At 73.5% G+C, this 26,281-nt stretch carries 26 protein-coding genes; 14 read left to right on the top strand and 12 right to left on the bottom strand.

Annotated features, from left to right (window positions below; translation table 11 throughout):
- Nucleotides 1–25 precede the first annotated feature (25 nt).
- On the bottom strand, nt 26–727 hold the full coding sequence (locus C2865_RS21995; protein ID WP_106400424.1) for a gamma-glutamyl-gamma-aminobutyrate hydrolase family protein: 702 nt from the start codon (nt 725–727) through the stop codon (nt 26–28).
- 377 nt (nt 728–1,104) lie between these two features.
- On the opposite strand from C2865_RS21995, the gene C2865_RS21990 reads away from it, so the two are divergent.
- On the top strand, nt 1,105–2,286 hold the full coding sequence (locus C2865_RS21990) for a globin domain-containing protein (protein ID WP_106400423.1): 1,182 nt from the start codon (nt 1,105–1,107) through the stop codon (nt 2,284–2,286).
- Nucleotides 2,287–2,291: 5 nt separating this feature from the next.
- Nucleotides 2,292–2,906, top strand: a complete 615-nt coding sequence (locus C2865_RS21985) for a TetR/AcrR family transcriptional regulator (RefSeq protein ID WP_157963861.1) — start codon at nt 2,292–2,294, stop codon at nt 2,904–2,906.
- A 67-nt stretch (nt 2,907–2,973) separates the two neighbouring features.
- On the opposite strand, the gene C2865_RS21980 is transcribed toward C2865_RS21985, so the two are convergent.
- Entirely contained in the window at nt 2,974–5,151 is a 2,178-nt protein-coding gene (locus tag C2865_RS21980) for an anthranilate synthase component I (protein ID WP_106400421.1), read from the bottom strand.
- A 276-nt stretch (nt 5,152–5,427) separates the two neighbouring features.
- Between C2865_RS21980 and C2865_RS21975 the strand changes: the two genes are divergently transcribed.
- Together C2865_RS21975 and C2865_RS21970 are read left to right on the top strand one after the other, a co-directional pair.
- On the top strand, nt 5,428–5,994 hold the full coding sequence (locus tag C2865_RS21975; protein WP_232835753.1) for a VOC family protein: 567 nt from the start codon (nt 5,428–5,430) through the stop codon (nt 5,992–5,994).
- 11 nt (nt 5,995–6,005) lie between these two features.
- Complete coding sequence (locus C2865_RS21970; RefSeq protein WP_106400420.1) at nt 6,006–6,653, top strand: carboxymuconolactone decarboxylase family protein; 648 nt, start codon at nt 6,006–6,008, stop codon at nt 6,651–6,653.
- Here the strand turns inward: C2865_RS21970 and C2865_RS21965 are convergent.
- On the bottom strand, nt 6,650–7,273 hold the full coding sequence (locus tag C2865_RS21965; protein WP_232835752.1) for a TetR family transcriptional regulator: 624 nt from the start codon (nt 7,271–7,273) through the stop codon (nt 6,650–6,652). The genes C2865_RS21970 and C2865_RS21965 overlap by 4 nt on opposite strands.
- Before the next feature lie 61 nt (nt 7,274–7,334).
- Between C2865_RS21965 and C2865_RS21960 the strand changes: the two genes are divergently transcribed.
- Together C2865_RS21960 and pgm are read left to right on the top strand one after the other, a co-directional pair.
- Nucleotides 7,335–8,144 carry an Fpg/Nei family DNA glycosylase gene (locus tag C2865_RS21960; protein WP_106400418.1) on the top strand — a complete coding sequence of 270 codons (810 nt, stop codon included), beginning with the start codon at nt 7,335–7,337 and terminating at the stop codon, nt 8,142–8,144.
- Nucleotides 8,145–8,191: 47 nt separating this feature from the next.
- Nucleotides 8,192–9,817 carry a phosphoglucomutase (alpha-D-glucose-1,6-bisphosphate-dependent) gene (pgm, locus tag C2865_RS21955; RefSeq protein WP_106400417.1) on the top strand — a complete coding sequence of 542 codons (1,626 nt, stop codon included), beginning with the start codon at nt 8,192–8,194 and terminating at the stop codon, nt 9,815–9,817.
- On the opposite strand, the gene C2865_RS21950 is transcribed toward pgm, so the two are convergent.
- The gene (locus tag C2865_RS21950; RefSeq protein WP_106400416.1) at nt 9,775–11,172 is read right to left on the bottom strand and encodes an NAD(P)/FAD-dependent oxidoreductase; all 1,398 of its coding nucleotides are present in this window, start codon (nt 11,170–11,172) and stop codon (nt 9,775–9,777) included. The two genes, pgm and C2865_RS21950, sit on opposite strands and share 43 nt — an antisense overlap.
- Nucleotides 11,173–11,228: 56 nt before the next feature.
- Between C2865_RS21950 and bluB the strand changes: the two genes are divergently transcribed.
- The 3 genes from bluB to C2865_RS21935 all read left to right on the top strand — a co-directional run bounded on the left by bluB (nt 11,229) and on the right by C2865_RS21935 (nt 15,719).
- On the top strand, nt 11,229–13,001 hold the full coding sequence (gene bluB / locus C2865_RS21945; protein WP_106400415.1) for a 5,6-dimethylbenzimidazole synthase: 1,773 nt from the start codon (nt 11,229–11,231) through the stop codon (nt 12,999–13,001).
- 45 nt (nt 13,002–13,046) lie between these two features.
- Complete coding sequence (locus C2865_RS21940; protein ID WP_106400414.1) at nt 13,047–14,015, top strand: aldo/keto reductase; 969 nt, start codon at nt 13,047–13,049, stop codon at nt 14,013–14,015.
- A 78-nt stretch (nt 14,016–14,093) separates the two neighbouring features.
- Nucleotides 14,094–15,719, top strand: coding sequence for a protein kinase domain-containing protein (locus C2865_RS21935; RefSeq protein ID WP_106400413.1), 1,626 nt, complete (start codon nt 14,094–14,096; stop codon nt 15,717–15,719).
- A gap of 24 nt (nt 15,720–15,743) precedes the next feature.
- Here C2865_RS21935 and C2865_RS21930 read toward each other — a convergent pair whose 3' ends face one another.
- Together C2865_RS21930 and C2865_RS21925 are read right to left on the bottom strand one after the other, a co-directional pair.
- Entirely contained in the window at nt 15,744–16,370 is a 627-nt protein-coding gene (locus tag C2865_RS21930) for a dihydrofolate reductase family protein (RefSeq protein WP_232835751.1), read from the bottom strand.
- Between the two features lie 23 nt (nt 16,371–16,393).
- On the bottom strand, nt 16,394–17,230 hold the full coding sequence (locus C2865_RS21925) for an alpha/beta fold hydrolase (protein ID WP_106400411.1): 837 nt from the start codon (nt 17,228–17,230) through the stop codon (nt 16,394–16,396).
- Between the two features lie 118 nt (nt 17,231–17,348).
- Between C2865_RS21925 and C2865_RS21920 the strand changes: the two genes are divergently transcribed.
- The 3 genes from C2865_RS21920 to C2865_RS21910 all read left to right on the top strand — a co-directional run bounded on the left by C2865_RS21920 (nt 17,349) and on the right by C2865_RS21910 (nt 18,398).
- Nucleotides 17,349–17,564: an HGxxPAAW family protein gene (locus tag C2865_RS21920; protein ID WP_106400410.1), complete on the top strand. Its 216-nt coding sequence runs from the start codon at nt 17,349–17,351 to the stop codon at nt 17,562–17,564.
- 7 nt (nt 17,565–17,571) lie between these two features.
- On the top strand, nt 17,572–17,754 hold the full coding sequence (locus C2865_RS21915) for a hypothetical protein (RefSeq protein ID WP_106400409.1): 183 nt from the start codon (nt 17,572–17,574) through the stop codon (nt 17,752–17,754).
- Nucleotides 17,755–17,831: 77 nt separating this feature from the next.
- The gene (locus tag C2865_RS21910; RefSeq protein WP_157963860.1) at nt 17,832–18,398 is read left to right on the top strand and encodes a hypothetical protein; all 567 of its coding nucleotides are present in this window, start codon (nt 17,832–17,834) and stop codon (nt 18,396–18,398) included.
- Here the strand turns inward: C2865_RS21910 and C2865_RS21905 are convergent.
- Nucleotides 18,395–19,045, bottom strand: a complete 651-nt coding sequence (locus C2865_RS21905) for an HAD family hydrolase (RefSeq protein ID WP_106400407.1) — start codon at nt 19,043–19,045, stop codon at nt 18,395–18,397. The genes C2865_RS21910 and C2865_RS21905 overlap by 4 nt on opposite strands.
- A 93-nt stretch (nt 19,046–19,138) precedes the next feature.
- Complete coding sequence (locus C2865_RS21900; RefSeq protein WP_106400406.1) at nt 19,139–19,690, bottom strand: YceI family protein; 552 nt, start codon at nt 19,688–19,690, stop codon at nt 19,139–19,141.
- A 77-nt stretch (nt 19,691–19,767) separates the two neighbouring features.
- Here C2865_RS21900 and C2865_RS21895 point away from each other — a divergent pair, with 77 nt between their 5' ends.
- Entirely contained in the window at nt 19,768–20,346 is a 579-nt protein-coding gene (locus tag C2865_RS21895) for a MarR family winged helix-turn-helix transcriptional regulator (RefSeq protein ID WP_106400405.1), read from the top strand.
- On the opposite strand, the gene C2865_RS21890 is transcribed toward C2865_RS21895, so the two are convergent.
- Both C2865_RS21890 and hrpB read right to left on the bottom strand, forming a co-directional pair.
- Nucleotides 20,286–20,639 carry a hypothetical protein gene (locus C2865_RS21890; RefSeq protein WP_106400404.1) on the bottom strand — a complete coding sequence of 118 codons (354 nt, stop codon included), beginning with the start codon at nt 20,637–20,639 and terminating at the stop codon, nt 20,286–20,288. The genes C2865_RS21895 and C2865_RS21890 overlap by 61 nt on opposite strands.
- A 127-nt stretch (nt 20,640–20,766) precedes the next feature.
- A complete protein-coding gene (hrpB, locus tag C2865_RS21885) occupies nt 20,767–23,205 on the bottom strand; it encodes an ATP-dependent helicase HrpB (RefSeq protein ID WP_106400403.1) in 2,439 nt (812 codons plus the stop codon).
- A gap of 85 nt (nt 23,206–23,290) precedes the next feature.
- On the opposite strand from hrpB, the gene C2865_RS21880 reads away from it, so the two are divergent.
- Nucleotides 23,291–23,710: a CoA-binding protein gene (locus C2865_RS21880; protein WP_232835750.1), complete on the top strand. Its 420-nt coding sequence runs from the start codon at nt 23,291–23,293 to the stop codon at nt 23,708–23,710.
- Here the strand turns inward: C2865_RS21880 and C2865_RS21875 are convergent.
- Together C2865_RS21875 and C2865_RS21870 are read right to left on the bottom strand one after the other, a co-directional pair.
- On the bottom strand, nt 23,661–24,893 hold the full coding sequence (locus C2865_RS21875) for a PucR-like N-terminal domain-containing protein (RefSeq protein ID WP_106400402.1): 1,233 nt from the start codon (nt 24,891–24,893) through the stop codon (nt 23,661–23,663). The genes C2865_RS21880 and C2865_RS21875 overlap by 50 nt on opposite strands.
- 122 nt (nt 24,894–25,015) lie before the next feature.
- Complete coding sequence (locus C2865_RS21870; protein ID WP_157963859.1) at nt 25,016–26,239, bottom strand: PucR family transcriptional regulator; 1,224 nt, start codon at nt 26,237–26,239, stop codon at nt 25,016–25,018.
- Nucleotides 26,240–26,281: the final 42 nt, after the last annotated feature.

Genomic DNA, 26,281 nt, shown 5'->3' with positions numbered 1-26,281 from the left:
CGAGGGCCACCGAGCCGGGCACGGCTCACTTCGCGGCGGCCTCCGCCAGCGCCTCGAAGAGGCGGAGGTCGTCGTCCTCCTCGGGGTGCCACTGCACCCCGAGGCCGAACCGGTGGCCCTGCACCTCGACGGCCTCCACCACCTGGTCCCCCGCCCAGGCGACGGGGACCAGGCCCCGGCCCAGGTGCCGCACGGCCTGGTGGTGGTAGGTCGGGACGTCGGCGTACTCGCCCAGGAGACGCCCGGCCAGGCTGTCGGCGGCCACGCGCACCTTGTGCCGGGTGAACCGCCCCTGCTGCGGCAGGTGCCTGTCGTGCCCCACCTCGTCGGGCAGGTGCTGGATCAGGGTGCCGCCCTGCACCACGTTGAGCAGCTGCATGCCCCGGCAGATCGCCAGGAAGGGCTTGTCGGCCTCCAGGACGGCGCGCAGCAGCGCCGACTCCCAGCGGTCGCGCGGCAGGTCCGGGACGCCGGTGCGCTCGTGGGGATCGGCTCCGTACCGGGCGGGCTCGACGTCGGGACCGCCCGCGACCACCAGCCCGTCCAGCCGGGACACCAGCGGCTCGACCCCGTCCAGCTCCGCCGGGGGCGGCAGCAGCACCGGCACTCCCCCGCCGCGCTCCACCGCGCGGGGATAGGCGGTGGCCAGCAGCGCGGCCTCCCTGATCCACACGCCCCAGCGCGCGGCCTCCTGGTAGGTCGTGATCCCGATCAGAGGTCTGGTCATGCCGTCCCTTCCGTCTCGCGAACAGCTTGCCGTAATTCGGCGGCGAACGCAGCCCCTCCGCCTTCCCCGGGCGGCCGTGATCGGCACGAGATCGCCGGTCGGACAGGGTCTTGAAAAGCGGAAGCCGTACCAGAATCCAGTGAATGCCGGATGGTACTGAGCCCTATTGAGAAGTCCTGAAAGTTCATCCCACATCCCACCTTGCGGTGGTTCTGGCTTTTCAATAGGAAAAGGTTGAGCTCTACGACCTGGGATGCCACACTCTCCGTAAGTGATCGGAAACAGGCGATCGCGTGACGGACGCCGGGGAGGGGCCCCGCCCGCCACCGCGCGCCGCACCGGGTGAAAACCCTGCGCCAAGGGGGCGTGAATTCGGCATGTCCTTGGACACCGGCCTGCTCAAGGAGACCTTCGCACTGCTCACTCCGCACCTGGAAGACACGGCGGCATATTTCTACGGAAGGCTGTTCGCCGCGCGTCCGGGCATCCGCGCGTTCTTCCCGCCGGCCATGGACGCGCAACGCGAACGGCTCTTCCGGACGATCACCGAGATCATCGACGACCTCGACGAACCGGAGCTGCTGCGGCTCCGGCTGGACGGACTGGGCCGCGACCACCGCAAGTTCGGGGTGACCGATGAGCACTACACGGCGGTGGGCGAGGCGCTGCTGGCCGCCCTGGGCCGGTTCCTCGGACCGCACTGGACCCCCGAGGTCCGGCGGGAGTGGGAGGCCTTCTACGGGTTCGCCGCCGGGATCATGCGGGAGGCCGCCCGCGCCGACGCCGAACGGGGACCCTCCTGGTGGATCGGCGAGGTCGTCGGGCACGAGCGGCGGGGCGCGGACCTGGCCGTGCTGACCGTCCGCCCGGACCAGCCGCTGCCGTTCCGGGCCGGCCAGTACCTCACCGTCCAGTCCGCGCGCTGGCCGCGGGTGTGGCGGCCCTACTCCGTCGCCAACGCCCCCCGCGAGGACGGGCTGCTCGGCTTCCACGTCAGGGCGCTGCCCGGCGGGTGGGTGAGCGGCGCGCTGGTGCGGCGCACCGGGACGGGCGACACGCTGCTGCTCGGCCCCGCCCTGGGCGCCATGACCCTGGACCCCGGCTCCGCCCGCGACGTGCTGTGCGTGGCAGGGGGCACCGGGCTCGCCCCGCTCAAGGCGATCACCGAGCAAGCGCTGGCCGAGAACGGCGCCCGCCGCGTCGTGCTGGTCTTCGGAGCCCGCAGTGCCGAAGGGCTCTACGACCTGCCGGCCCTGCGACTACTGGAGGCCGCCCACCCCCGGCTGAAGGTCGTCGCGGCCGTCTCGGACGACCCGCGCCACCGGGGCCTGCAGGGCACCGCCCCCGAGGCGGTCGGCGGCCTGCGGGACTGGTCGGAGCACGACGTCTACGTCGCGGGCCCGCACCCGATGATCGCCGCGACGCTGGCCCGGCTCCGGCGGCTCGGCGTCCCGGCCGAGCGCGTCCGCCACGACCCCCTGTCCGGCATGGCCGCCCGCACCGGCGTGCCGCTTCCCGCCTCCCCCTCGACACCTCCCGCATCCGATTACCTACAGTGATGCACATGGGGGACTTGGAGACGGATCACCTGCTCGACCTGGCGATGCGGTTGTTCGCCGACCTGGGGTACGACGGGACCTCGACCCGGCTGATCGCCGACGCCGCCGGAATCCCGGTGGAGCGGGTGGTCGAGCTCGCCGGGGACAAACCGCAGCTGTACCAGGCCGTGGTGGCGCGGACGCTGGAGGCCGAGCAGCGCGCCGTGGACGAGGCGCTCGGCGTCTTCGTCCCCACCCGCCAGGGGGTGATCGACCTGTTCGACGCCATGCTGGACTTCTACTCCGCCCATCCGCGGTTCCTGACCCTGTGGATGCACCGCTGGATGGGGGACGCCGCCGACGTGTCCGGCCAGGAGGCCTACATCCGCAGGCTGACCCGGCAGCTGGCCGACGCGATACGGGAGGTGGTGCAGCCCGACGTCGACGCCGGCCACCTGGTCTGGACGATCACCTGGTGCACCTTCGGCTTCCTGACCAGCGGTAACCAGCCGTCCGCCCCCGAAGCCGATCCCGGCTACCGCACCCCCCACGACCCGCAGACCCTGACCGGCTTCCGCTCCTACCTCCATGCCCTGATCACCCACCTGACCAGGCCGCCCGCCGGGGCGACGGCCCTGTGAGCGACCCCGCGCGGGCGCCCGGTCCACCGCTCGCGCGGCGGACCGGGATCCGCGGCCTTGCGCTCCGTCAGGACCCGCGCACCCGGCGCAGGACGTTGGCGATGATGCGGTGGCCGTGGCCGCCGGCGGCGGTGAGGATCGACTCGGGGTGGAACTGCACGGCCCAGCGGCGGCGGGCCGGGTCCTCGATGGACATGACGACGCCGTCCCCGGTCATCGAGGTGATGGTGAAGCCGGTGTCGCCCAGCAGCTCCTCGGTGGTGTGCAGCGAGTGGTAGCGGGCCGCGGTGAACTCGTCGGGCAGCCCCTCCAGGACCTCCCCTCCCAGGCGGCGGACCTGGCCGGGCTTGCCGTGCTGGGGATAGGACAGCACCGCGAGCCGGCCGCCCGCGTGCTCGACCATCGCCTGCAGGCCCAGGCAGACGCCGAAGGCCGGCTTGTCGCGGGCGTCGACCGCCTTGAGCAGCGCGTCGGTGTCGAAGTCCGACGGGCGGCCCGGACCCGGTGAGAGCACCACCAGGTCGGGGTCGAGCTCGTCCAGGACGCGCTCGGGGAAGCCGAAGCGCAACGTCGTCACCTCCGCGCCCTGCTGGCGGAAGTAGTCGGCCAGGGTGTTGACGAACGAGTCCTGGTGGTCGACGAGCAGCACCTTCAGGCCCTGCCCGGCGAGCTCCGCCTCCGGCTCGGCGGCGGCCTCGCCGGCCGCGGCCTCGCCGCCCTGGGAGGAGGCCAGTGCCTCCAGCAGCGCGCTGGCCTTCAGCAGGGTCTCGCGCTCCTCGGCGTCGGGGTCGGAGTCGTACAGCAGGGTCGCCCCGGCGCGCACCGCCGCCACGCCGTCGCGGATCTGCGCGGTGCGCAGGGTCAGGCCGGTGTTCATCGAGCCGTCGAAGCCCACGTAGCCGACGGCCCCTCCGTACCAGCGGCGCGGGGTCTCCTCGTGGTCCTCGATGAACTGCATCGCCCAGGTCTTGGGCGCGCCGGTGACGGTCACCGCCCACATGTGGGTGAGGAAGGCGTCCAGGGCGTCGAAGCCGGGCCGCAGCCGCCCCTCGATGTGGTCGACGGTGTGGATGAGGCGGGAGTACATCTCGATCTGGCGGCGGCCGATGACCTTGACGCTGCCCGGCACGCAGACCCGGGACTTGTCGTTGCGGTCGACGTCGGTGCACATGGTCAGCTCCGACTCCTCCTTGAGGGAGCTGAGCAGGGTGCGGATGTTCTCGGCGTCCTCCAGCGGGTCGCGGCCGCGCTTGATCGTGCCGGAGATCGGGCAGGTCTCGACCCGGTCGCCCGCGACCCTGACGAACATCTCGGGGGACGCGCCGACGAGGTACTCGCCCTCGCCCAGGTTGAAGAAGAACTCGTACGGGGCGGGGTTGGTCTCGCGCAGCCGCTCGAAGAAGCGGGCCGGGGACTCGCACGCCCCGTACATCACCTGGCCGGGGACCACCTCGAACAGGTCGCCCCTGACGAACTTCTCCTTGGCCCGGCGCACCACCTCGGCGTACTGGCCGCGCGCCGGCTGGCCGGGGACCTGCCTGGGCACCGGGACCGGGGTCGGCTCGGTGCCGCGGGGCAGGCCGTGGGTGGCGCCCTCACCGGTGGCGAAGTCGTAGGAGAAGCGGGTGTAGGACTCGCGCTTGCGGTCGATGACCAGCAGTTCGTCGGCCAGGTGCAGGACGAGGTCGCGGTGCTCGGGAGAACGCGGGAGCCGCTGCTCGATCGGCTCGAACTGGAAGGACAGGTCGTAGCCGAAGGCCCCGTACAGGCCCAGGTGGGGATCGGCGTCGGACGCGTCGGCGGGGCGGAACAGCTCGGCGACGGCGCGCAGGGCGGTGAAGACGGTGGGCTGGCGGCTGCGCTCCTCCTCGGCGAAGACCTCCTCGCCGCGGGGAACGTACACCTCGACGAGGCCGGGCTCGTCCGTGCGCACCTCGCCGGCGCCGCGCACGGCGGCGGCGACGGCGGGCAGCAGCACCTCGCCGCGGGCGTTGAGGGCGCGGGCGCTGATGAGGCGCCCCCGGGCGACGATCTCCAGGGAGGGGTCCACGTAGCCCATGGCCCAGCGGCTGTAGCGTCCCGGATACTCCATGCCCGAGCTGAGGACTCCGCCGCGCCGCACCTCGACGGCGGAGACGAGCCGGGCGAGGAGCTCGGCTTCGCTGGCGGCGTCCACCGGAACCGCGGTACGCGTCACCGCGACGCCCCCGGCGGTGCGATAGGTCGTGCTCGTCTGACTTTCCACCCTCTGGTCTCCTCTTGGCCGGACCGGCTCAGGACGGAAACACGAAACGACCGCCCTGAGGGCGGTCGCTGGGTTCAGAACATGCTCAACCTGCGCCGCCTCAGCGACGCCACCACCACTGGCCGATCGCCTGGGCGATCATCTCGGTCCGCATGATGGAAGCAGGTTATCGCCCGGCGGGGCCGCGGTCGAGCAGGAACGTCCCCCGACAGGGTTTTGCCACGGCATGGTTCCTGTCAGGATGGGGGAAAAGCAATCGCTTACTTGGTGGTGGTCGTGGCGAACAACGAATTCGAGATGCGAGGGTTCAACCACCTCGCTCTGGTGTGCAGCGACATGCAGCGGACGGTGGACTTCTACCAGGGCGTGCTGGGCATGCCGCTGATCAAGACCATCGAGCTGCCCCTCGGCTACGGCCAGCACTTCTTCTTCGACGCCGGGGGCGGCAACGCGCTGGCCTTCTTCTGGTTCGCCGACGCCCCCGAGGCGGTGCCCGGGATCTCCGCGCCCAAGGGCGTGCCCGACTCCGGGGAGCTGCTCTCGGCGGTCGGCTCGATGAACCACATCGCCATCGACGTCCCGCCCGAGAAGCTCGAGGAGTACCGCGAGAAGCTCGTCGCCAAGGGCCTCGAGGTGGGCAACATCCTCAACCACGACGACAGCGAGTACGGCGTGGCCCCCACCTGGGACGAGGGCGTGTTCGTGCGCTCCCTGTACTTCAAGGACCCCGACGGCGTCCTCGTGGAGTTCGCGGGCTGGACCCGCGCCCTGGACCGCCCCGAGGACGTGCGGCACACCCCGAAGACCGCCGCCGACCTCACCCGCAACAGCACCGCCGACTGAGAGGACCAGCCATGCCGAGACTGCGCCAGGTCAAGCGCGAGGAGACCGACGACCCGCTGGTCCTGTTCTTCTACGACCGGCTGTTCGGCGAGGGCGTCGACCCCGTCGAGAAGCCCGGCACCGCGACCGGGACGCCCGGCGACTGGTGGACCACCTTCGCTCTCGACAGCACCATCTTCAAGCACTGCGTGAAGGGCTTCCAGCTCTACCGCGGCGTCAAGCTCGACCCGCTGCTGCGCGAGCTGGGCCAGACCCTCGCCGGCTACCTGCGGGGCAGCCAGTTCGTCTTCTCCCAGCACTGCAAGCAGATGCGCGCGATGGGGGTGCCCGAGGAGAAGATCCAGGCGATCCCGTCCTGGGAGGTCAGCGACGTCTTCGACGAGCTGGAACGTGCCGTTCTGGCCTACACCAACGCGCTCGTCCTGGGCGGAGGCCGGGTCCGCGACGAGGTGTTCGCCGTACTGCAGAAGCACCTGCCCGACGAGCAGATCCTCGAGCTGACCTACACCACGTGCCTGTACGACATGCACGCGGTGATGACCAAGGCCCTGCGCCTGGAGTTCGACGACAGGGAAGAGGTGATCACCGAGGTCGCCGCGCCCGAGGGCTACGGCAGCCGCGACATCGCCGACGACATCACCGGCGGGGTCCCGGGCTAGGGCGTGAAGGCCGCGGCGGGCAGGCCGCTGAGCACCAGCTCGGTCAGCGCGTCCACCACGCTCTCCCGCGGCACCTCGGGGTGGTCCAGCCACCAGTCCCCGGCGTTCTGGACCATCCCGATGATCGCGTGCCCCCACACCTGGGCCCGGATCCGGTCGTCCGTGCTGCCCCCGCCCGCCATCAGCTCGGCGATCTCCCGGCCCAGGGTCTGCATCGCCGTGGACATGACGCTGTGCGTGGCGCTGTCCTCGGCCCTGGCCCGGTGCATGAGGAAACGGTAGAAGTTCAGGTTCTCGGAGATCATCGCCAGGTAGGTGTCGATGCCGCCGCGCACCCGCTCCGGCGCCTCGTCCGCGGCGAGCATGCGCTCCCTGATCGCCTCGGTCAGCACCCGGCTGTGCCGCTCGGCCAGGGTGCGGTAGAGGCCGCTCTTGGCGCCGAAGTGCCGGTAGAGGATGGGTTTGCTGACCCCCGCCTCGGCCGCGATCGCCGCCATGGAGGCCTCGGGTCCCTCCCGCTGGATCACCGCGTCGGCGGCCTCGAGCAGCGCGCGGCGGCGGTCGGGGTCCCGCCCGCCCGGTGCCGCGCCCGTACCGGTGCCCACGCTGCCTGTGCTCACGGCGCAAACGTTACGGGCAGGTCCATCTCCCCCGCCAATCGGAGCCGGGTAAGGTCGGCGCGTGCCCGAAGGTCATGTCATCCACCGCCTCGCCCGCAGGTTCACCGAGGCGTTCGCGGGCCGTCCCGTCGCCGCGGTCAGCCCGCAGGGGCGGTTCTCCGAGGGCGCGGCCCTGCTGCACGGGCAGCCGATGCTGGAGGCCGAGGCGCACGGCAAGCACCTGTTCGCCGGTTTCCCCGCCGGCTGGCTGCACGTCCACCTGGGCCTGTACGGCAAGTTCGCCTGGGGGGAGCCGCCGGCCCCCGCCCCGGTCGGCCAGATCCGGTTGCGGCTGGTCGGCGGGCAGGCCTACTGCGACCTGCGCGGCCCGGCCGCCTGCGAGCTGCTCACCCCCGGCGAGAAGGACGCGCTGCACGCCCGGCTCGGCCCCGACCCGCTGCGCCCGGACGCCGACCCCGAACGCGCCTGGGCGAAGATCAGCCGCAGCGGGCAGCCGGTCTCCGCCCTGCTCATGGACCAGAAGGTCGTCTCCGGGGTCGGCAACATCTACCGCGCCGAGGTGCTCTTCCGGCACCGGATCGACCCGCGCAGGGCCGGGAAGGACCTCACCCGCGCCCAGTGGAAGGCGATCTGGGCCGATCTGGTGGAGCTGATGGCCGACGGCGTCGAGGCGGGCCGGATCGACACCGTCCGCCCCGAGCACACCCCCGAGGCGATGGGGCGGCCGCCGCGCGTGGACGCCCACGGCGGTGAGGTCTACGTCTACCGGCGGGCCGGGCTGCCCTGCCTGGTCTGCGGGCTGGCGGTGCGCACCGAGAACCTCCAGGCGCGCAACCTCTTCTGGTGCCCCGGCTGCCAGGACCGCCCCTGATCCCCGGCCCGGAACGGGCGTGCGGGACGGACCCCTAAGATCAGTACATGGTGAACGAGCGCGCCGGGCAGCAGGCCCGCCCCGAGGATCTCGTCGACGTCGCGAAGCTGGTCACGGCGTACTACGCCCTGCAGCCCGACCCGCAGGACCCCGCCCAGAGAGTGTCCTTCGGCACCTCGGGGCACCGGGGCACGGCGCTGCGCTCGTCCTTCAACGAGGCGCACATCCTGGCGACCACCCAGGCGATCTGCGAGTACCGGGCGGCCCAGGGCATCGACGGGCCGCTGTTCCTGGGCGCCGACACCCACGCGCTCTCCGAGCCCGCGCGGGTCACCGCGCTGGAGGTCTGCGCGGCCAACGACGTGACCGTGCGCCGCCAGGACGGCTACACGCCCACCCCCGCGGTCTCCCACGCCATCCTGGCCTGGAACAAGGGCCGCACCGCCCACCTCGCCGACGGGATCGTCGTCACCCCCTCGCACAACCCGCCGCAGGACGGCGGCTTCAAGTACAACCCGCCGCACGGCGGCCCCGCCGACACCGACGCCACCTCCTGGATCCAGGACCGGGCGAACGCGATCATCGCGAACGGCCTGAAGGAGGTGCGGCGCCTGCCCTACGAGCGGGCGCTGAAGACCGCCGAGACCTATGACTTCCTCGGCTCCTACGTGGCCGACCTGGGCTCGGTGCTGGACCTGGACGCCGTCCGCTCGGCCGGGGTGCGCATCGGCGCCGACCCGCTGGGCGGGGCGAGCCTGGAGTACTGGGCGGCGATCGCCGAGACCCACCGGCTCGACCTGACCGTGGTCAACCCGGTCGCCGACCCGACCTGGCGGTTCATGACCCTGGACTGGGACGGCAGGATCCGCATGGACTGCTCGTCGCCGTACGCCATGGCCTCCCTCATCGGGAACAAGGACGCCTACGACGTCTCCACGGGCAACGACGCCGACTCCGACCGGCACGGCATCGTCACCCCCGACGCCGGGCTGATGAACCCCAACCACTACCTGGCCGTCGCGATCTCCTACCTGTACGCCCACCGGCCGGACTGGCCCGCCGAGGCCGGGGTCGGCAAGACCCTGGTCAGCAGCGGCATGATCGACCGGGTCGCCGCGGGCTTGGGCCGCCCGCTGGTGGAGGTGCCCGTCGGGTTCAAGTGGTTCGTGCCGGGCCTGCTGGACGGCTCGCTGGGCTTCGGCGGCGAGGAGAGCGCGGGCGCCTCCTTCCTGCGCCGCGACGGCGGGGTGTGGACCACCGACAAGGACGGGATCATCCTGGCGCTGCTCGCGGCGGAGATCACCGCGGTGACCGGCAGGTCCCCGAGCGCGCTGTACGGCGAGCTCACCGAGCGGTACGGCGCGCCGAGCTACGCCCGGGTGGACGCCCCGGCGACCCGGGAGCAGAAGGCCGTGCTGGCGAAATTGTCGCCCGAGCAGGTCACCGCCTCCGAGCTGGCCGGGGAGCCGATCACCTCGGTGCTCACGGCCGCGCCCGGCAACGGCGCCGCCATCGGCGGCCTCAAGGTCGGCACCGAGAACGCCTGGTTCGCCGCGCGCCCCTCGGGCACCGAGGACGTGTACAAGATCTACGCCGAGTCCTTCCACGGGCCCGAGCACCTGTCCCGGGTTCAGGAGGAGGCGCGGGCGCTGGTGGCCTCGGCGCTGGGCTGAGCCGGCTCCTTCGCCGTCTGCGCCGACTCCGCCGCGGTGAGCGTGCCCTGTTTGCGGCCGGCCGCCAGGCGGAACTCCTCGTAGGGGTTCTGCAGGCGGCCGAGCGCCACCATCTCCCGGTGGAAGAACAGGGCGAGCGTCCAGTCGGCCATCACCCTGACCTTGCGGTTGAAGGTCGGCACCCGGGCCAGGTGGTAGGTCCGGTGCATGAACCAGGCGGGCAGGCCGCGCAGTTTCACGCCGTAGACCTGGGCGACGCCCCGGTGCAGGCCCAGGCTGGCGACCGAGCCGGCGTAGGCGTGCCGGTAGGGCTTGAGCTGCTGTCCGGTGAGGGTGGCCACGATGTTGTCGGCCAGGACCTTGGCCTGGCGGACGGCGTGCTGGGCGTTGGGCGCGCAGAACGCCCCGGGGTCGGTGAGGTCGGGGACCGCGGCGTTGTCCCCGGCGGCGAAGACGTCGCGGTGGCCCTCGACGGTGAGGGTGGGCTCGGTCTTGACCCTGCCCTTCTCGTCCAGCGGCAGGTCGGTGTCGCGCAACATCGGGTGGGGTTTGACGCCGGCGGTCCACACCAGGGTGGCGGCGTCGAACTCCTGCCCGTCCGACAACACGATCCGGCAGTTCTCCGCGGACTCCAGGCGGGTGTTCAGCAGTACCTCGATGCCCTGGCGGCGCAGCTCGTCGACGGTGTAGCGGCCCATCTCCTCGCCCACCTCGGGCAGGATGCGGCCGGTCGCCTCGACCAGGACCCAGCGCGGCTTGGCAGGCAGCTCCGGCAGGTAGCGCAGGGCGTCCTCGGTCATGTCGGCCAGTTCGGCCAGCGCCTCGACGCCCGCGAAGCCGCCGCCGACGACCACGTACGTCAGGGAGCGGCGGCATTCGTCGGGGTCGCGGGTGGAGGCGGCGCGGTCGAGCAGGCCGAGCACCCGGTTGCGCAGGTGGATGGCCTCCTCGATGGTCTTGAATCCGATGCCGTTCTCGGCCAGGCCGGGCACGGGCAGGGTGCGGGAGACCGAGCCGAGCGCCACCACGAGGAGGTCGTAGCGCACGGGCCAGTCCTCGCCCTCGACGATCTCCACCCGCGCGGTGTGCTGCGCGTGGTCGATGGAGGTGACCCTGCCCACGATCAGCCGGGTGTGCTTGAGCGCCCTCCGGAGCGGGATGGTCACGTGCCGTGGCTCCAGGTTGCCCGCCGCGGCCTCCGGCAGGAACGGCTGGTAGGTCATGTAGGACTCGGGGTCGACGATGGTGAGCTCCACCTCGCCGCGTCCGAGCCGGCGGCGCAGTTTCCGCTCCAGCCGCAGCGCGGTGTAGAGGCCGACGTATCCCCCGCCGACGATCAGGATTCTTTTCGTCATATCTCATGCGGTGCCCGATGTCTCCGCATGGAAACTGTGAGCCTATCTTCAGTGACATGTCACGTTGGGAACCGTCACGCTGGACCCGTCCTATTCCGCTGATCGGAGACGCCTCGGCCGCCGCCGAGCGCGCCGCCGATCCGGCGGCCTGGGCCTTCGACCCTGCGGAGCGGGCCGCCTTCTACGGGATCGTGGGAGCGCGGCGCGACATCCGCCGTTTCCGGCACGATCCCGTGCCGGAGGACGTGCTGCGGCGGGTCCTGGAGGCCGCGCACGCCGCGCCGTCGGTGGGGCACAGCCAGCCCTGGCGGTTCCTGGTGGTCAGGGACGGCGCGCTGCGGGACGCCGCCGCGCTCATGGCCGAGCGGGAGAAGCTCGCCCAGGCCGACCTGCTGGAGGAGGAGCGCGCCCGGCGGCTGCGCGACCTGTCCCTGGAGGGAATCCGGGCCGCGCCGCTGGGCGTGGTGGTCTGCTGCGACCGCCGGACGCCCGCCGCCGGCGTCCTGGGCCGCGCCACCTTCCCCGACGCCGACGTCTGGTCCTGCGCCTGCGCCATCCAGAACCTCTGGCTCGCCGCCCGCGCCGAGGGGCTGGGCCTGGGCTGGGTCACCCTGTTCCCGCCCGAGGAGCTCGCCGCGCTGCTCGGCCTGCCCGAGGGCGTCGTCACCCTGGGCTGGCTGTGCCTGGGCTGGCCCGACGAGCGCCCGCCCGAGCCGGGGCTGCAGCGCCGCGGCTGGTCGAGCAGGCTGCCGCTGGAGGAGGTCGTGCTCACCGACCGCTGGCCCGGCGAGGAGCCCGCGCCCCCGCCGTCCCACCTGGCCGCCCCCCTCCCTCCGGCGGTGGTCGCCGCCCGGGACGACGCCGACGAACTGCTGGCCGTCCCCGCGTCGCTGGGCGTGCTGGACGCCGTCCTGGACCGGATCCTGGCGGTGCGCCCGCAGGGCCTGGAGTCGGGCCATCTGGTGCTGGCGGCCTCCGACCATCCGGTGACCCGGCACGCGGTGTCGGCCTATCCCGTGTCGGTCACCCGCCAGATCCTCGACGCGACCTCCGCGGGAACCTCGCAGGGCGCGGTCGCGGCGCGGGCGGCGGGGCTGGGCGTGCTCGCGGTGGACGCCGGGGTGCTGCCGCCCGAGTCCGTGCCGAGGCCGCCGCTGCCGGACGGTCTCGAGGAGGTCGTCGCGCGGGCGGTGGCGGCCTCCTCCGAACGCGGCGACCTCGTCGAGAAGGACGCCCTCACCCTGGAAGGCGTACGGGCTCTCGTCGAGGCCGGACGCGCCGTGGGCGCCTGGGCCGCCCCGCGCGGGCTGGTCGTGCTGGGCGAGGCGGGGATCGGCAACACCACTCCGGCCGCCGCGCTGGCCGCCGCCCTGCTGGACGTCCCGGCGGAGGAGACCGTGGGGCTGGGTGCGGGCGCCGACAGCGCCATGGTCGAGCGCAAGCGGCGGGTGGCGCAGAGCGCCCTGGCGCGGCTGGCCGGGCGGCGCGACCCTATGGAGGCGCTGGCGGTCGCGAGCGGGGCGGAGTTCGCGCTGCTCACCGGCGTGGTGCTGGGCGCCGCGGAAGGAGGCGGGATCGTCCTGCTGGACGGTCTGGCCACCTCGGTCGCGGCGCTGGCGGCCGTGCGCCTGTCGGCGGGCGTGGCCGCGCACCTGGTGGCGGGCCAGCGCAGCAGGGAGCGCGGGCACGCGCTCGTGCTGCGCGCGCTCGGCCTGGAGCCGCTGCTCGACCTGCGCCTGCGGGCGGGCGAGGGGGCCGGGGCGTGCCTGGCCGCCGGGCTCGTGCTCGACGGCCTGCGCATTCGCCGCGAAATGGCTCGTACATCGTGAGTCCGGGTGGTTAGTCTGAGGAAAGGATCTTCGAGAGGACATGAGATGCGGCAGGTGAACCTGGGCTCCCAGGGGTTGACGGTCTCCGCACAGGGACTGGGCTGCATGGGCATGAGCCAGTCGTACGGGCCCGCCGACGACTCGGTGTCCATCGCCACGCTGGACAGGGCACTCGAGCTGGGCGTGAACTTCCTCGACACCGCCGACGTGTACGGCGTGACGGGCATCTACGGGTTCGGCGCGAACGAGAAGCTGCTCGGCTACGCGTTCCGTCAGCGCCGCGACGAGATCACCCTCGCCACCAAGTGCGGCATCAAGGGCATCGTCACCAACGGCCTCCGCTTCCGATTGGGCGCCTCGCCCGAGTACGTGAAGCAGGCCTGCGAGGACTCCCTGAAGCGGCTGCGCACCGACCGCATCGACCTGTACTACCTGCACCGGGTGGACCCGGAGACGCCGATCGAGGAGACCGTCGGCGCGATGGCCGAGCTCGTCCGGGAGGGCAAGGTGCGCTACCTCGGCCTGTCCGAGGTGACCGCCGAGCAGTTGGAGAAGGCGCACGCCGTCCACCCGATCAGCGCTCTGCAGAGCGAGTACTCGTTGTGGACGCGCGGCATCGAGGAGTCGGTGCTGCCGGCCGCGCGGCGGCTGGGCGTCGGGATCGTGCCGTTCTCCCCGCTCGGCCGGGGCTTCCTCACCGGGACGGTCGCGAACGCGGAGTTCGCCGACGACGACATGCGCCGCACCAACCCCCGGTTCAGCCCCGAGGCCGTCGCCGCCAACCAGGAGCTCGTCGGCGTCGTGAAGCGGATCGCCGAGGAGAAGGGCGTGCTGCCCGGCCAGGTCGCCCTCGCCTGGGTGCACTCCCGCGGCGAGGACGTCGTCCCCATCCCCGGCACCAAGCGCCCCGCCTACCTGGAGCAGAACGCCGCCGCCGCCGACCTGCAACTGACGCCCTCCGAACGGGAAAGGCTCGACCCGCTGGCGGCACGAGTGACGGGCAGCCGCTATTAAGTCACCGTAGGGTCACGGGGCAAACCCGCCGGGGCGCTCGGGCGTCCTACCGGTGACGACGTACGCGAGGAGCCCTCCATGCCCGATGCCCAGCCCCTGCAGCTCGGCGATCCCGACGCCATCGGCGGATACCGGCTGACCGGGAGGCTGGGGCAGGGCGGGCAGGGCGTGGTCTACCTCGGCGAGGGGCCCGAGGGGCGGCCGGTGGCGGTGAAGCTGCTGCACGCCAACCTGGACGACGCCGCGCGCCGGCGGTTCGTGCGGGAACTGGCGGCCACCAAGCGGGTCGCCCGGTTCTGCACCGCGCAGGTGATCGACGCCGACCTCGACGGCGACCGCCCGTTCATCGTCAGCGAGTACGTGGAGGGGCCCTCGCTGTCGGCGGCGGTCGAGGCCGAGGGGGTGCTGGCCGACGGCGCGCTCGAGCGCCTGGCGACCGGCACGCTCACCGCGCTGGCCGCCATCCACCAGGCCGGGGTGGTGCACCGCGACTTCAAGCCCGGCAACGTGCTGCTGGGCCGGGACGGGCCGCGCGTCATCGACTTCGGCATCGCCAAGGCGCTGGACGGCATGGCCGCGGCCACCCAGCCCAGCGAGGTCATCGGCACCCCCGCCTACATGGCGCCCGAGCAGGTCAGGGGCGAGGCCGTGGGCCGCCCCGCCGACGTGTGGGCCTGGGCGGCGACCCTGGTGTTCGCCGCGACCGGGGTGCCGCCGTTCGGGCTGGACGGCATCACCACGGTCATCGGGCGGATCCTGCACGCCGACCCCAACCTCGGCGCGATGAGCGGGCAGCTGCGCGACCTGGTGCGGGAGGCCCTGGCCAAGGACCCCAACGCCCGGCCCAGCGCCCAGGACCTGCTGCTGCGGCTGCTGGGCGGGCCCGAGCTGCCCGCCGCCGCGGCCCAGGCGCCGCCCACCGCGCTCCTGGAGCTCGGCGAGGACCGTGCCGTCCCGGATCGTACGACCACCCCGCTGCCGCCCGACCCGTGGCCCGCGCACGCCGCCGCGGGGGCCCCGCCCTTCGGGGCCACCCAGGCCTCCCGGTCCGCGCGGCCCGAGCGGTCCCGGTTCCGGCCCGGTGTGGCCGCCGCCTCGGCGGCGCTCGTGGTGCTGCTGGCCGGCGGCGGGGTGCTGCTGGCCACCCAGATGAAGGGGGAGAAGGACCCCGTCCCCCGTTCCTCCGGTCCCGTGGCCGCCGGCTCGCCCTCTTCCGACGGCGCGCAGAGCGGTGGGCCCGAGCCCTCCCGCAGCTCGCCCCGGCCGCAGCCGACCGGGAACCGGCCGACCACCGGCTCGCCGCCGCCCGCCCAGGCGGGCGTGCTGAAGTGCACCGACACGAGCCCCTACACGCTCAAGCCCGGGGAGGCCTCCGGCGGTCTCGGGTTCGACGCCGTGGGCGGGGCGGTCCCGTGGACGGCCTCCGTCTCGGGTGCCGGTGCGCTCAGCTCCGCCGGTGGCACCCTCGCCGCGGGCGCGCACACCTACGTCGCCCTGCACCTGTCCGCGACCGACCTGGCCGCGGCGGGCTCCTCCACCCTCACCGTGACGGGCGCCGGAACGTCGTGCAGCCGCACCATCAGCTGGGAGGCGCGGACCGAGCCGACGGATCCGCCCACCTCCGAGCCCACGGACCCGCCCTCGCCCGAACCCACGGTCACGCCCTCTCCCGACACCTCCGAGGAACCCGAGACCGAGACGTAGCGGGCGGGCGGTCACCGCGCCCGTTCAGCGGCGGCGGTACCTGAGGAACAGGTGGTCGCCGTCCTGCCGCACGCTCGCCAGCGCCAGCTCCTGGGAGACGGCCGGACCGTCCAGGACGCGCATGGCGCCGCCGCCCAGCAGGACGGGGCTGACGGTCAGGCACAGCTCGTCCAGCAGCCCCTCGGCCACGAGCTGGCCCAGCAGGGCGGGACCGCCCTCGCACAGCACCTTGTCCAGGCCCCGCTCGCGCAACTGCGCCAGGGCCGACCGGTGGTCGACGGAGTTCTCGCCGGCGACGATCACCTCGGCGTGGGCGCGGGCCTCGGCCAGGCCCGGCGCCCTGCCGGTGGTCACCAGGATCGTGCGGCCCTCGAACAGGGGGCTGGAATAGTCGAATCCCAGGGTGCGGGACACGACGGCCAGCGGCACCCGGGCCGCCCCGTACCCCTCGGCCCTGACCGTCCCGGCGCCGACCAGGACCACGTCGGCCAGCTCGCGCAGCCGGTGGAACAATCTGCGGTCCGCCTCGTTGCCCAGGCCGCCGCTCAGCCCGTCGCGGGCCGCGGCCCCGTCGACGCTGGCGATCATGTTGGCGCGCAGCCAGGGACCCTCCGGGTAGCGGTACTCCGCATATTCGTCGTGTTCAACCATGCTTACAGCCATACACGCAGAACTCACACCCTGTCCGCGTGGCCCGCCACCAGTTCCGCCACTTCGGCGGGGTGCGTCACCGGCGCCCAGTGCCGGGCGGGAAGCCGGGCGAACCTGAGGTCGGCGGCGTGGGGACGCGCCGACTCGGCCAGGCGGGGCGTCACGAAGGGATCGCCCTCGGCGATGACGACCTGCACCGGGACGTCCGTGGAGCGCTCCAGCGGGTGCAGCAGCCGGGCGGGCATGTTGGCGCGGTACAGGGCGACGCCCGCCACGCCGTCGGCGGGCAGGCTCGGCCCGAAGTGCCCGCCGCCCGGCATGCCGTCCGCCCGGGTGATGATCCGCGCGGCCAGTCCCGTGCGCCAGGCCAGCTCGGGCAGCAGCGGCAGCTGGAAGAACCCGATGTACCACGAGCGCAGCGCCTGGGCCAGCCGGGCCGAGGGCCGCGCCCCGTTCCGGCTCCATTGCCCGACGTGGTCCAGGCAGGGACCGGAGATGGCGGTGTAGGAGGCGAACCGCTCCGGCATCGTGGTCACCGCCTCCCAGCCCTGGATGGAGCCCCAGTCGTGCCCGGCCAGGTGCACCGGGCCGTCGCCGCCCGCCGCGTCGAGCACGGCGCGCAGGTCGTTCATCAGGTGGACGAAGCGGTAGGCGGCGCGGTCCCGCGGCCTGCCCGACTCCCCCGCGCCCCGCGTGTCGTAGGTGACCACGCGGAACCGGGGGGCGAGCCGTTCGACGATCCCGTCCCACACCCGGCGGGTGTCGGGGTAGCCGTGCAGGAGCACCAGCGTCGGGCCGTCCGGGTCGCCCCTCACCTCGGCCGCGAGCCCGACTCCGTCTCCCTGGATCTTCATGAGCATCCGCTGATTACAGTGGCCCGCGCCCCCGGGGTCAAGGTCCGCCCGGGGCGACGCGGAGCCCGCCGGACCCGCCGGTACACTGTGGCCGTTGCATCACCATTGGCGAAAGGCTCAACACATGTCTGGCAGCGGCGGTTCGCACGCGGGTGCATTCAAGTCCTGGGTGGCGGTCGCGATCATCTTCATCGGCTTCACGGTCGGCGGGCTGGGCCTTCCGCTGGGCATCTGGCCCATGTTCTGGGCGGGCACGGCCATCGTCGCGGTCGGCGGTGTGGTCGCCCTCTACGTCCGGATCATGGCGGACGTCGTCGTCGCGGTGCCCCCGCAGGCCTGAGCGCGCCATGAGGCTGCACAAGCTGTCCTTCGAAGAGGAGATCCGGGCCCGCCAGCGGGCCCGCGGGCCCCTCAAGGAGGGCAAGACCTTCGAGCACGGACCGGCGAAGTTCGTCTTCATCGCGCTGCTCGCGATCGTGGTGGTGACGCACCTGATCGCCCTGGTGGCGCTCGGCTTCACCCCGAGCTGAGCGGCCTCCACGACGAACCCATCATTCCTCCCGGTAAAGTCCTGTCGTCAGCGGATGCGGCGGTTCCGGGAGGTGTGGTGTCGATCCGAACGATGACCGGGATCGCCGTGCTCGCGCTGGCGGGCACGGCGATCGGCGTTCCGGCGGCGGCCGCGCCGCCCGCACGCTGCGCCCTCGGCACGTGGAAGCTCACCCGCGCGGTGCTGCACGTCGACTCCGGCAACGCCCACCTGCGCTTCAGCGGCGGTTCGGGCTCCGTCCTGACCCTGGACGGGCGCACCGCCCTGCACTCCTTCGGCTCCTCGGCCAAGTTCACCGAGACCGGCACGTCCGACGGGCGACCCGTCTCCGGCTGGATGAGGTACCGCAAGACGCTGCGGCTGAAGACGCGCGTCTCCGCCGCGCGGCTGACCGGTTCGCCCGCCTCGGCGTCCGGCCCCGCCACCCTGAAGATCCGCCAGACCCGCCCCCTGAACTACGACCCCTCCCCCCAGCGGGTGGCGTCCCTGCTCAGGCGCGGCGGGTTCAGCGGCATCCCCGCCAGCGCCACCTACACCTGCGGTCCGGGGACCCTGCGCCTGCACCAGAAGGAGGTCTCCGCCGGCGGCACCCTCAACGGCACCTGGAGCTACCGCCGCCTCTAGGCGCCGATGAGGTCCAGTGCCTCCATGAGGCTGTCGACGACGGGGGCGCCGGTCAGCGCCAGCTCCTCGCGGCGCTGCATGCCGCCGGTGTACAGGACGGCGCGGGCGCCGATGTGCGCGGCCGCCACCGCGTCGTCGGCGGCGTCGCCGATCACCACGAGGTCGGCGGGGGCCAGGCCCAGCGCGGCGGCGTGGCGGACCATGTGCTCGGCCTTGCCGCCGCCGGGAGGCGCGTCGCGCAGACCGTGCACCGCGGAGAAGAACGGGGTGATGCCGAACTTCCCGACGGTGGCCACCAGGTGGTCGTGTCCGGCCATCGACAGGATCGACTGGCTGCGCCCGCCGTCGGCCACCCGGTTCAGCGCCGCCAGGCACTCGCCGGACAGCAGGCAGGAGTCCAGGAGCCGCTCGTAGGCGAGGTGGAAGAGGGTGTCCATCCGCTCCCACTCGCCCTCGCGCAGGGGGCGGCCGAGCAGCTTCTCGTACGTCACCCAGATCGGGCGGGTGTAGGCGGCGATGATCTCCGCCGCGGTGACGCCCTCGGCCTCGGTGCCCCGGAAGACCTCGACGCTGGCGTCCAGCACGATGTCCCGGTCGTCGAGGAGCGTTCCGTTCCAATCCCAGATGATGTGCTTCACGGCGGTCATGTTAGGCACCTCCGCCGGAGCCCGCGAAATGATTTACCGGCGACGGCCGGGAGGGCGGCGCCCCGGGCGCCGCCCTCCGCGAGGTCCGCGCGCTCAGGCGTTCCTGATCGCCGAGACCTCGAACTCGAGGTTGATCTTCTCGCTGACCAGCACGCCGCCGGTCTCCAGCGCGGCGTTGAAGGTGACGCCGAAGTCGCTGCGGTTGATCGAGGTGGAGCCCTCGAAGCCGATGCGCTCGTTGCCGAACGGGTCCTTGGCCGCGCCCTCGAACTCGAAGTCGATGGTGACCGGCTTGGTGACGCCCTTGATGGTCAGGTCGCCGGTGATCCGGAAGGTCGTGTCGGAGACCCGCTCGACGGCGGTGGAGGCGAAGGTGATCTCGGGGTACTTCTCGACCTCGAGGAAGTCGCCGGTGCGCAGGTGCCCGTCGCGCTGCTCGTTGCGGGTGTCGATGCTGGCCGTGGCGATCCGCACCTCGACCGACGAGCGGCCCGGCTCGTCGCCGTCGACCTTCGCGGTGCCGGAGAACTCGTTGAACGCACCGCGCACCTTGGTGACCATGGCGTGGCGGGCCGAGAAGCCGATCCGGGTGTGGGCCGGGTCGATGGTGTAGGTGCCGGTCAGCTCGGAAAGGGCGGTGCTCATCGCTGCCTCCATAAGAAGTTGAACTTTCAACACTTAGATTAGCCAAGATTGGTGACGTGTCAAGTAATCTGGGGAACATGACGAGATGGCTCTCCGACCGGGAGCAGCGCCTGTGGCGCGACTTCCTGCGCATGCACACCGAGCTCTGGGCCGTGGTCGGCCGTGACCTCCAGACCGGATCCGGCCTGTCCCCGGGCGACTTCGAGGTACTCGTCCACCTCACCGACAGCGCCGAACACCGGTTGCGCGTCACCGAACTGGCGCGCGCCATGCGCTGGGAGCGCAGCCGGCTCTCCCACCAGCTGGCCCGGATGGAGAAGCGGGGGCTGATCGTCCGGCAGGAGTGCCCCGAGGACGCGAGGGGCGCCTTCGCCGTGCTCACCCCCGAAGGGCTGGGCGCGATCGAGTCGGCGGCCCCCGCGCATGTCGAGTCCGTCCGGCGGGTGCTCTTCGACGTGCTCACCCCGCAGCAGCTCGACGCCCTCGCCGACATCTGCGCCTCGGTCCTCACCGGGCCGGCCGGGGCGGCCGCGGCGGAGGGCGGGCCTGGGGGGCGGCCCCCGGGGTCCGGGGCCGCCCCCCAGGACGGACCGGGTCAGTCCGCTTCGGACGCCTCCGGCAGTTCGACGGAGCCCGGGATGAAGGGCAGCCGCTGAGTCGTCACCGACGACTCCCGCCTGACCCCCTGCTCCAGCAATGCGATCTTGTGCCGCAGGGCCCCGGTCTGGCGGAGCAGCTGGTCGTTGTCGGCCTGCAGCCGGCCCAGCCTCCTGCGCATCCGCCGGTGCACCAGCACTCCCCCGACGACCATCCCCGCCACCAGCGCCCCCAGCGCCGGCAACCACAACGCCCCCACCGTGATGATGAGGAGGATCGTCCCGGCGGACAACGCGCGACCGTGCCTTTCGGCCCAGTCCCAAGCGGCGTTGACGCGTTTGGGGATCCTCACCTGCCACCTCCTTCTTCTCAGCCTGATCCGGTGAACGGAGGAACAAGGTCATGACGTTCCCCCGACCACCCTGCCACCGGGGAAGAGGGGGAAACTCACACGCCCCCGCTCCACCGTTCTCCCCCGCTCAGCGCGCCCTGTCGCGCAGCGCCCGGTTGGTCCGGGCCGTGGGCGCGGCTCCCGCGGGGTCCTCCGGCCACGGGTGGCGCGGGTAGCGCCCCCGCAGCTCGGCGCGCACCGCCCGGTAGCCCTCCCGCCAGAAGGACTCCAGATCCGCGGTCACCGCGGCGGGACGCCCCGCCGGGGACAGCAGGTGCACCAGCAGCGGCACCCTGCCGCCGGCCAGCGCGGGCGCCTTCGGCCAGCCGAAGAGCTCCTGCAGCTTGGCCGCCAGCACCGGTTGCTCCCCCGAGTAGTCCACCTTGACCCGCGAGCCGCTGGGCACCGCGATCCGCTCGGGCGCCAGCTCCTCCAGCCGCGCGGCCTCCGGCCACGGCAGCAGGCCGCGCAGGAGGTCCTCGGCGGAGCGCGCCGAGCCCGCCTCCGGGGTCTGCGCCAGCCGTTCGGCCGCCCGCTCGGTCAGCGCCGTGTCGTCCACCGCGGGCCACGGCTCGCCCATCGCGCGGTGCAGGAAGTCCAGCCGCTCCCGCAGCCTGCGGGCCTCCGCGCTCCAGCGGAGGAACGCGGGCCCTGCCCTGCGCAGCTCGGCCAGCAGCGCCTCGCGCACCGCCTCCCGGCCCGGTGCGACGGATCTGGAGGCCAGCTCGATCGCGCCGAGGCGCTCCACCTCCCTGGCCCGGACCGCGCCGCCCTCCCAGAAGACCTCCTCCCGGAGGGCCAGCAGCGCCGCCGCTGCCTCCCGTGCCGTCGCCTCGTCGATCTCCACCGCCTGGCGGACCCTGGCCGAGGCCGCTCCCACCGGGCGGTCGGCGACCGCCACGGCCAGCCAGGACGCCCGTGCCAGCCCGCCGGGCACCGTCGCGCCCGTTCCGGAGGCCATGAGATGGCCGCCCGACGGACGCGCCCGCGCCACCCGCTCGGGGTAGGCCAGCGCCACGACCAGCCCTGCCGCCGCCTCGTCCGGCAGGTGCTCTGCGGGCGCGGCGCCGTCGTCGCGCCCGCGCAGGGCGGAGCGCAGGCGGCGCGCCTCGGACTTCCAGCGCTGCTGGTCGCGCAGCCGGCGCCAGGCGGCGACCAGGTCCTCGGGGGCGTCGGACGGCAGGGGCTCCGACAGCAGCGCGACGAGTTCGGCGGCGCGGCGGGCGCCGGTGCGCGGGGAGGCGTCGAGCAGGGCGCGCGCCAGCCGGGGGTGCAGGCCCATCCCGTTCATCCGCCTGCCGCGCCCGGTGGCGCGGCCCGCGCCGTCCAGGGCGCCCAGGCCGTGCAGAGTGGTGCGGGCGGCGGCCAGCGCGGTCTCGGGCGGCGGGGTGAGCAGCGCGAGTTCCGCCGGGTCGGACGTCCCCCAGCAGGCCAGGTGCAGTGCGAAGGGGGCGAGGTCGGCCAGGGCGATCTCGGGTTGCGGCCACGGCGCGAGCCGCTCGGACTCGTGCCAGCAGCGGTAGACGGTGCCGGGCGCCTCCCGCGCGGCGCGTCCGGCTCGCTGCTCGGCGGTGGCGCGCGAGACGCGGACGGTGGTGAGCGCGCCCAGGCCCCGGGTGTGGTCGGTGCGGGGTTCGCGGGCCAGGCCCGAGTCGACGACCGTGCGGATGCCGGGGAGGGTGAGGCTGGACTCGGCGACCGACGTGGCCAGGATCACCCTGCGCTCGGCCGAGGCGCTCAGCGCGGCGTCCTGCGTCTCGGCCGGCGCCTGCCCGTGCAGCTGCAGCACCGGGAGCCCCAAGAGCGCGCCGGCGACCCGCCGCAGCTCGCCCACCCCCGGCAGGAAGCACAGGACGCCGCCCTCCCGCTCGTCCCAGGCGCGGCGGACGGTGCGGGCCACGTGGTCGAGGAACGCGGGGTCCACCCGGGTGCCGTGGGCGGGCGCGGCGGCCCGCGGCGGCGGGGCCCAGACCTCGGTCAGCGGGTGCAGGACGGAGGCGGCCTCGACGACCGGCGCGTCCTCCAGCAGCGCCGCCCAGCGCGCCGCGTCGGCCGTGGCGCTGGCGGCGACGACCTTCAGGTCGGGGCGCAGGGTCTGGCGGACCTCCAGCAGGAAGGCGAGCGCGGTGTCGGCGTCCAGGTGCCGCTCGTGGCACTCGTCGACCACGACCACGTCGACGCCTGCGAGCTCCGGGTCGCGCTGCAGGCGCTGCAGCAGCACGCCGGTGGTGACGGCCTCGATCCGGCTCCCCGGCCGGTGCTCGCCGCGCACGGCGAAGCCGACCCGCTCCCCCACGGCCTCCTCCAGCATCCAGGCCATGCGGCGGGCCGCGGCGCGGGCGGCGATCCGGCGGGGCTCGGCGACCAGCACGCGGGCGGGCGCGCCGCCGAGCAGCCCGGCCAGCGCGAGCGGGACCAGGGTGGTCTTGCCGGTGCCGGGCGGCGCGGTGAGCACGGCGGTGCCCGAGGCCACGGCCGTCACCAGTGACGGCAGTGCCTCGCGGATCGGCAGGTCCAGACCGCGCATGACCCAAGGATAGGAAATACCCGGGGTCCTCTTGGCGTTTCGGCGATCAAGAGTTCCCGTGTCGGGCGGATGGAGGAGGACGACGGTGGACGAGCGCTTCGCGGACCAGACGGTGATCCGGCGGATGTTGTGGGACTCGCAGACCTGGGCGTTCGTCGGATTGAGCGACAATCCCACCCGTACCGTCTACGACCAGGCGCGGCTGCTCCAGGAGCGCGGCAAGAAGATCATCCCGGTGCATCCGGGCCGCGCCCCGGTCCTGGGCGAGCAGGCCTACGGGAGCCTGGCCGAGGTGCCGGTGCCGATCGACGTGGTCGGCGTCTACCGGCGCGCCGACTCCGCGGGCGAGGTCGTCGACGAGGCGATCCGGGCGGGCGCCAAGGGCGTGTGGCTGCCGCTCGACGTGGTCGACGTCGCGGCGGCCGAACGGGCGCTGGAGGCGGGCCTCGAGGTGGTCATGGACCGCTGTCCGGCCGTGGAGTGGTCGCTGCGGCACCGCCGCTGAGCGCCGGCCGGCGGCCCGGCGCTCCGGGCCTGCGGGTGCGCAGGATCATCTCGATCTCCAGGCACCGCTGCGGGTCGGCGAGATCGGCGCCGAACAGCTTCTCCAGCTGGCGGAACCGGTAGCGGACGGTCTGCGGGTGGACGTGCATGCGCCGGCCCGCCTCGGTGGCGTTGAAGTTGTGGGCCAGCAGGGACAGCAGCGTCTCGGTGAGCCGCTCCCGCTGCACCGGCGGCAGCCCCTCCAGCGGGGCGAGCCGGGTGGGCGCCATGGTGTCGAGCAGGTTCTCGGCGCCGAACATCACCAGGGTCGGCACGTGGTCGGCGCAGCGCACCAGCCCGTCCCGCGGCACCACGCCGCGCTCCACCAGGAGCAGGGTCTGCTGGGCCCAGCGGTGGGAGTCGGCCGCCGCGCGCACCGGCACGGTCAGGCCGACGACCACGATCCAGTCCCGCAGCAGCGGTTCCAGCAGGCGGGCGCCGCCCGGACCGTCGGGGTCGGGCAGCAGCACGCGCGGCCGGGCCCTGCCCCAGTCGACCAGCACCCCGCCGGACAGCGGCCGCGCGGGCTGGTGGCGCGGGTCCCGGGGCGCCAGCACGGCGACGGCCGCGGTGGCGGGCACCGGCCAGCGGGCCCGCCCGGCGGCCTCCGCGATGGCGGCCTCGGCGGAGTCGCCCGGCTCCAGGGCCAGCAGCCGCGACAGCAGCGCCGCACGCCGGCGCTCGAGCACCTCGGGGGTGGCCTCGCCTTCGGCCTCGTACCCCTGGCGGACCGCGGCGGCGACCGCGTCCATGTAGCTGAACTGCGCCTCGGCCAGCCTGCCGATGGTGGCCCGGTCGATGTCCAGGGTCTCCAGCACGCCCTTCACGCTGCGCCACACGGCCCGGCCGGTCTGGCGCAGGCCCTGGTGGACCTCCTCCGGCCCGCGTCCCTCACGGGCGAGCCTGCGGCCGAGGTCCTGGTACCAGGGGGCGAGCCTGCTCCACGCGCCGCGCGGTTCCTCCACCAGGTCGGCGAAGTGCGCCAGACCGCTCATCACCCGTTCGCGCAGCCGTTCCGAAGGGACCCCTCCCTCCAGTTCGCGCAGGAGGTCGGCGGCCATCCGGTCCAGGTCGGCCCGCAGGTGCAGGACGAGGCGCGAGGGGAGCGCCTCGAAGGAACTCACGTCCAGGGGGATCTCTGTCATGGAAAGACTCCTCCTCTTTCCCGCGAGATTCTGTGTCCCGCCGGTGAGGCCCCTCCAGTACCCGCCCTGCTAAAAGGCGGGTCCCGCTTCATGAGTCGAGTGCGTGTGACGGGGTCCGCGCGTCATCCGGTGCGCACAGGCCCGGCCTGCTCCTCGGCCGTCTCGGGGTGCAGCGCCAGCCAGCCGTGCAGCACCATGTGCAGTTCCAGGCGGCTCGCCGGGTCGTAGATGCCCTCGCCGAGCAGGCCCTCCAGCTGCCGCACCCGGTAGCGGATGGTCTGCGCGTGCATGTGCAGCCGCTGGGCGACCTCGGTGGCGTTGAACCCGGACTCCAGGCAGGCCAGCAGGGTCTCGGCCAGCACGCGGCGCTGGCGGGGGCGCAGCTCCAGCAGCCGCCCGAGGCGGCGCTCGGCGACCTGGCACAGCAGGTCGGGCCGGTCCAGGATCATCAGGGACGGCAGGTGCTCGACCGCCAGGATCGGCCCGTCGCCGCCGATGAGGCCGCGGCGCGCCAGGTCCAGGCCCCGCCTCGCCCAGTCCAGGGAGCGGGCGGCCTCGGCGGGCGGGACGGTGGGGCCGACGACCGCGGTCCACCCGCGCAGCCCGTTCTCCAGCATCCGGCGGCGGCCCGGCCCCTCGGGATCGGGCACGATCAGGCAGGGTTCGCTCAGGTGCAGCCCGACCAGCACCTCCGAGGGCAGCGCGGGCCGGCGCACGGTCACGCCCTCGCGCTCCCGCAGCGCGACGACGGCCATCGTCTGCGGGACCGTCCACTCGGACTTGGCGGCCAGGTCCCTGACCTCCTTCAGGTCCGGCTCCGGCCCGGCGACGAGCAGTTCCAGCAGCCGGCGGCGCCTGCCCTGGTACTCGCCGACCTCGCGGGCGCTGGCCTCGGCGTGCCCGGCGGCCACCGCCTCGGCGAGCCGGTCGATGTAGGCCAGGACCGACGCGGTGATCTGGCCGACGACCTCGCCCGGCACCTCCATCGGCAGTTCCCGGTTGCGGCGGGTGATGTAGGCGATGGCGGCACTGGTGCCGATCCGCGCCGACCGCTGCCAGGTCTCCAGGCTGCGGCCCTCCCTGGCCTCGCCGACCCCCAGCTCGCGGAAGAAGGCGATGACCTCGTCGGACTCCAGCGCCGGGTCGGCGACCATGTCGAACCAGTGGCCGATGGCGTACTCGACGGCCTTCTCCACGACCTCGGCGTACCTGGGGTCGTGCGGGCGCACGTAGTCGGGGATGGTCTTCTCGATCGCGGCCACACCTTCCCGGGCGATCTGCGGCAGTTGCGGCCGGTAGTGCCGTACGAGATCGTCCAGGGTTCTCCGGTGGGACTCGTAGTCCAAGATTCCCTGGAGCAGGCCCACGTTCCGGGCCCCCTCTCTGTC

The organism is Actinocorallia populi (assembly GCF_002995495.1).
GTDB classification, from domain to species: domain Bacteria; phylum Actinomycetota; class Actinomycetes; order Streptosporangiales; family Streptosporangiaceae; genus Actinocorallia; species Actinocorallia populi.
Note: the sequence above shows the minus strand (reverse complement) of the source record. Positions and strands in the feature narration are given on the sequence as shown.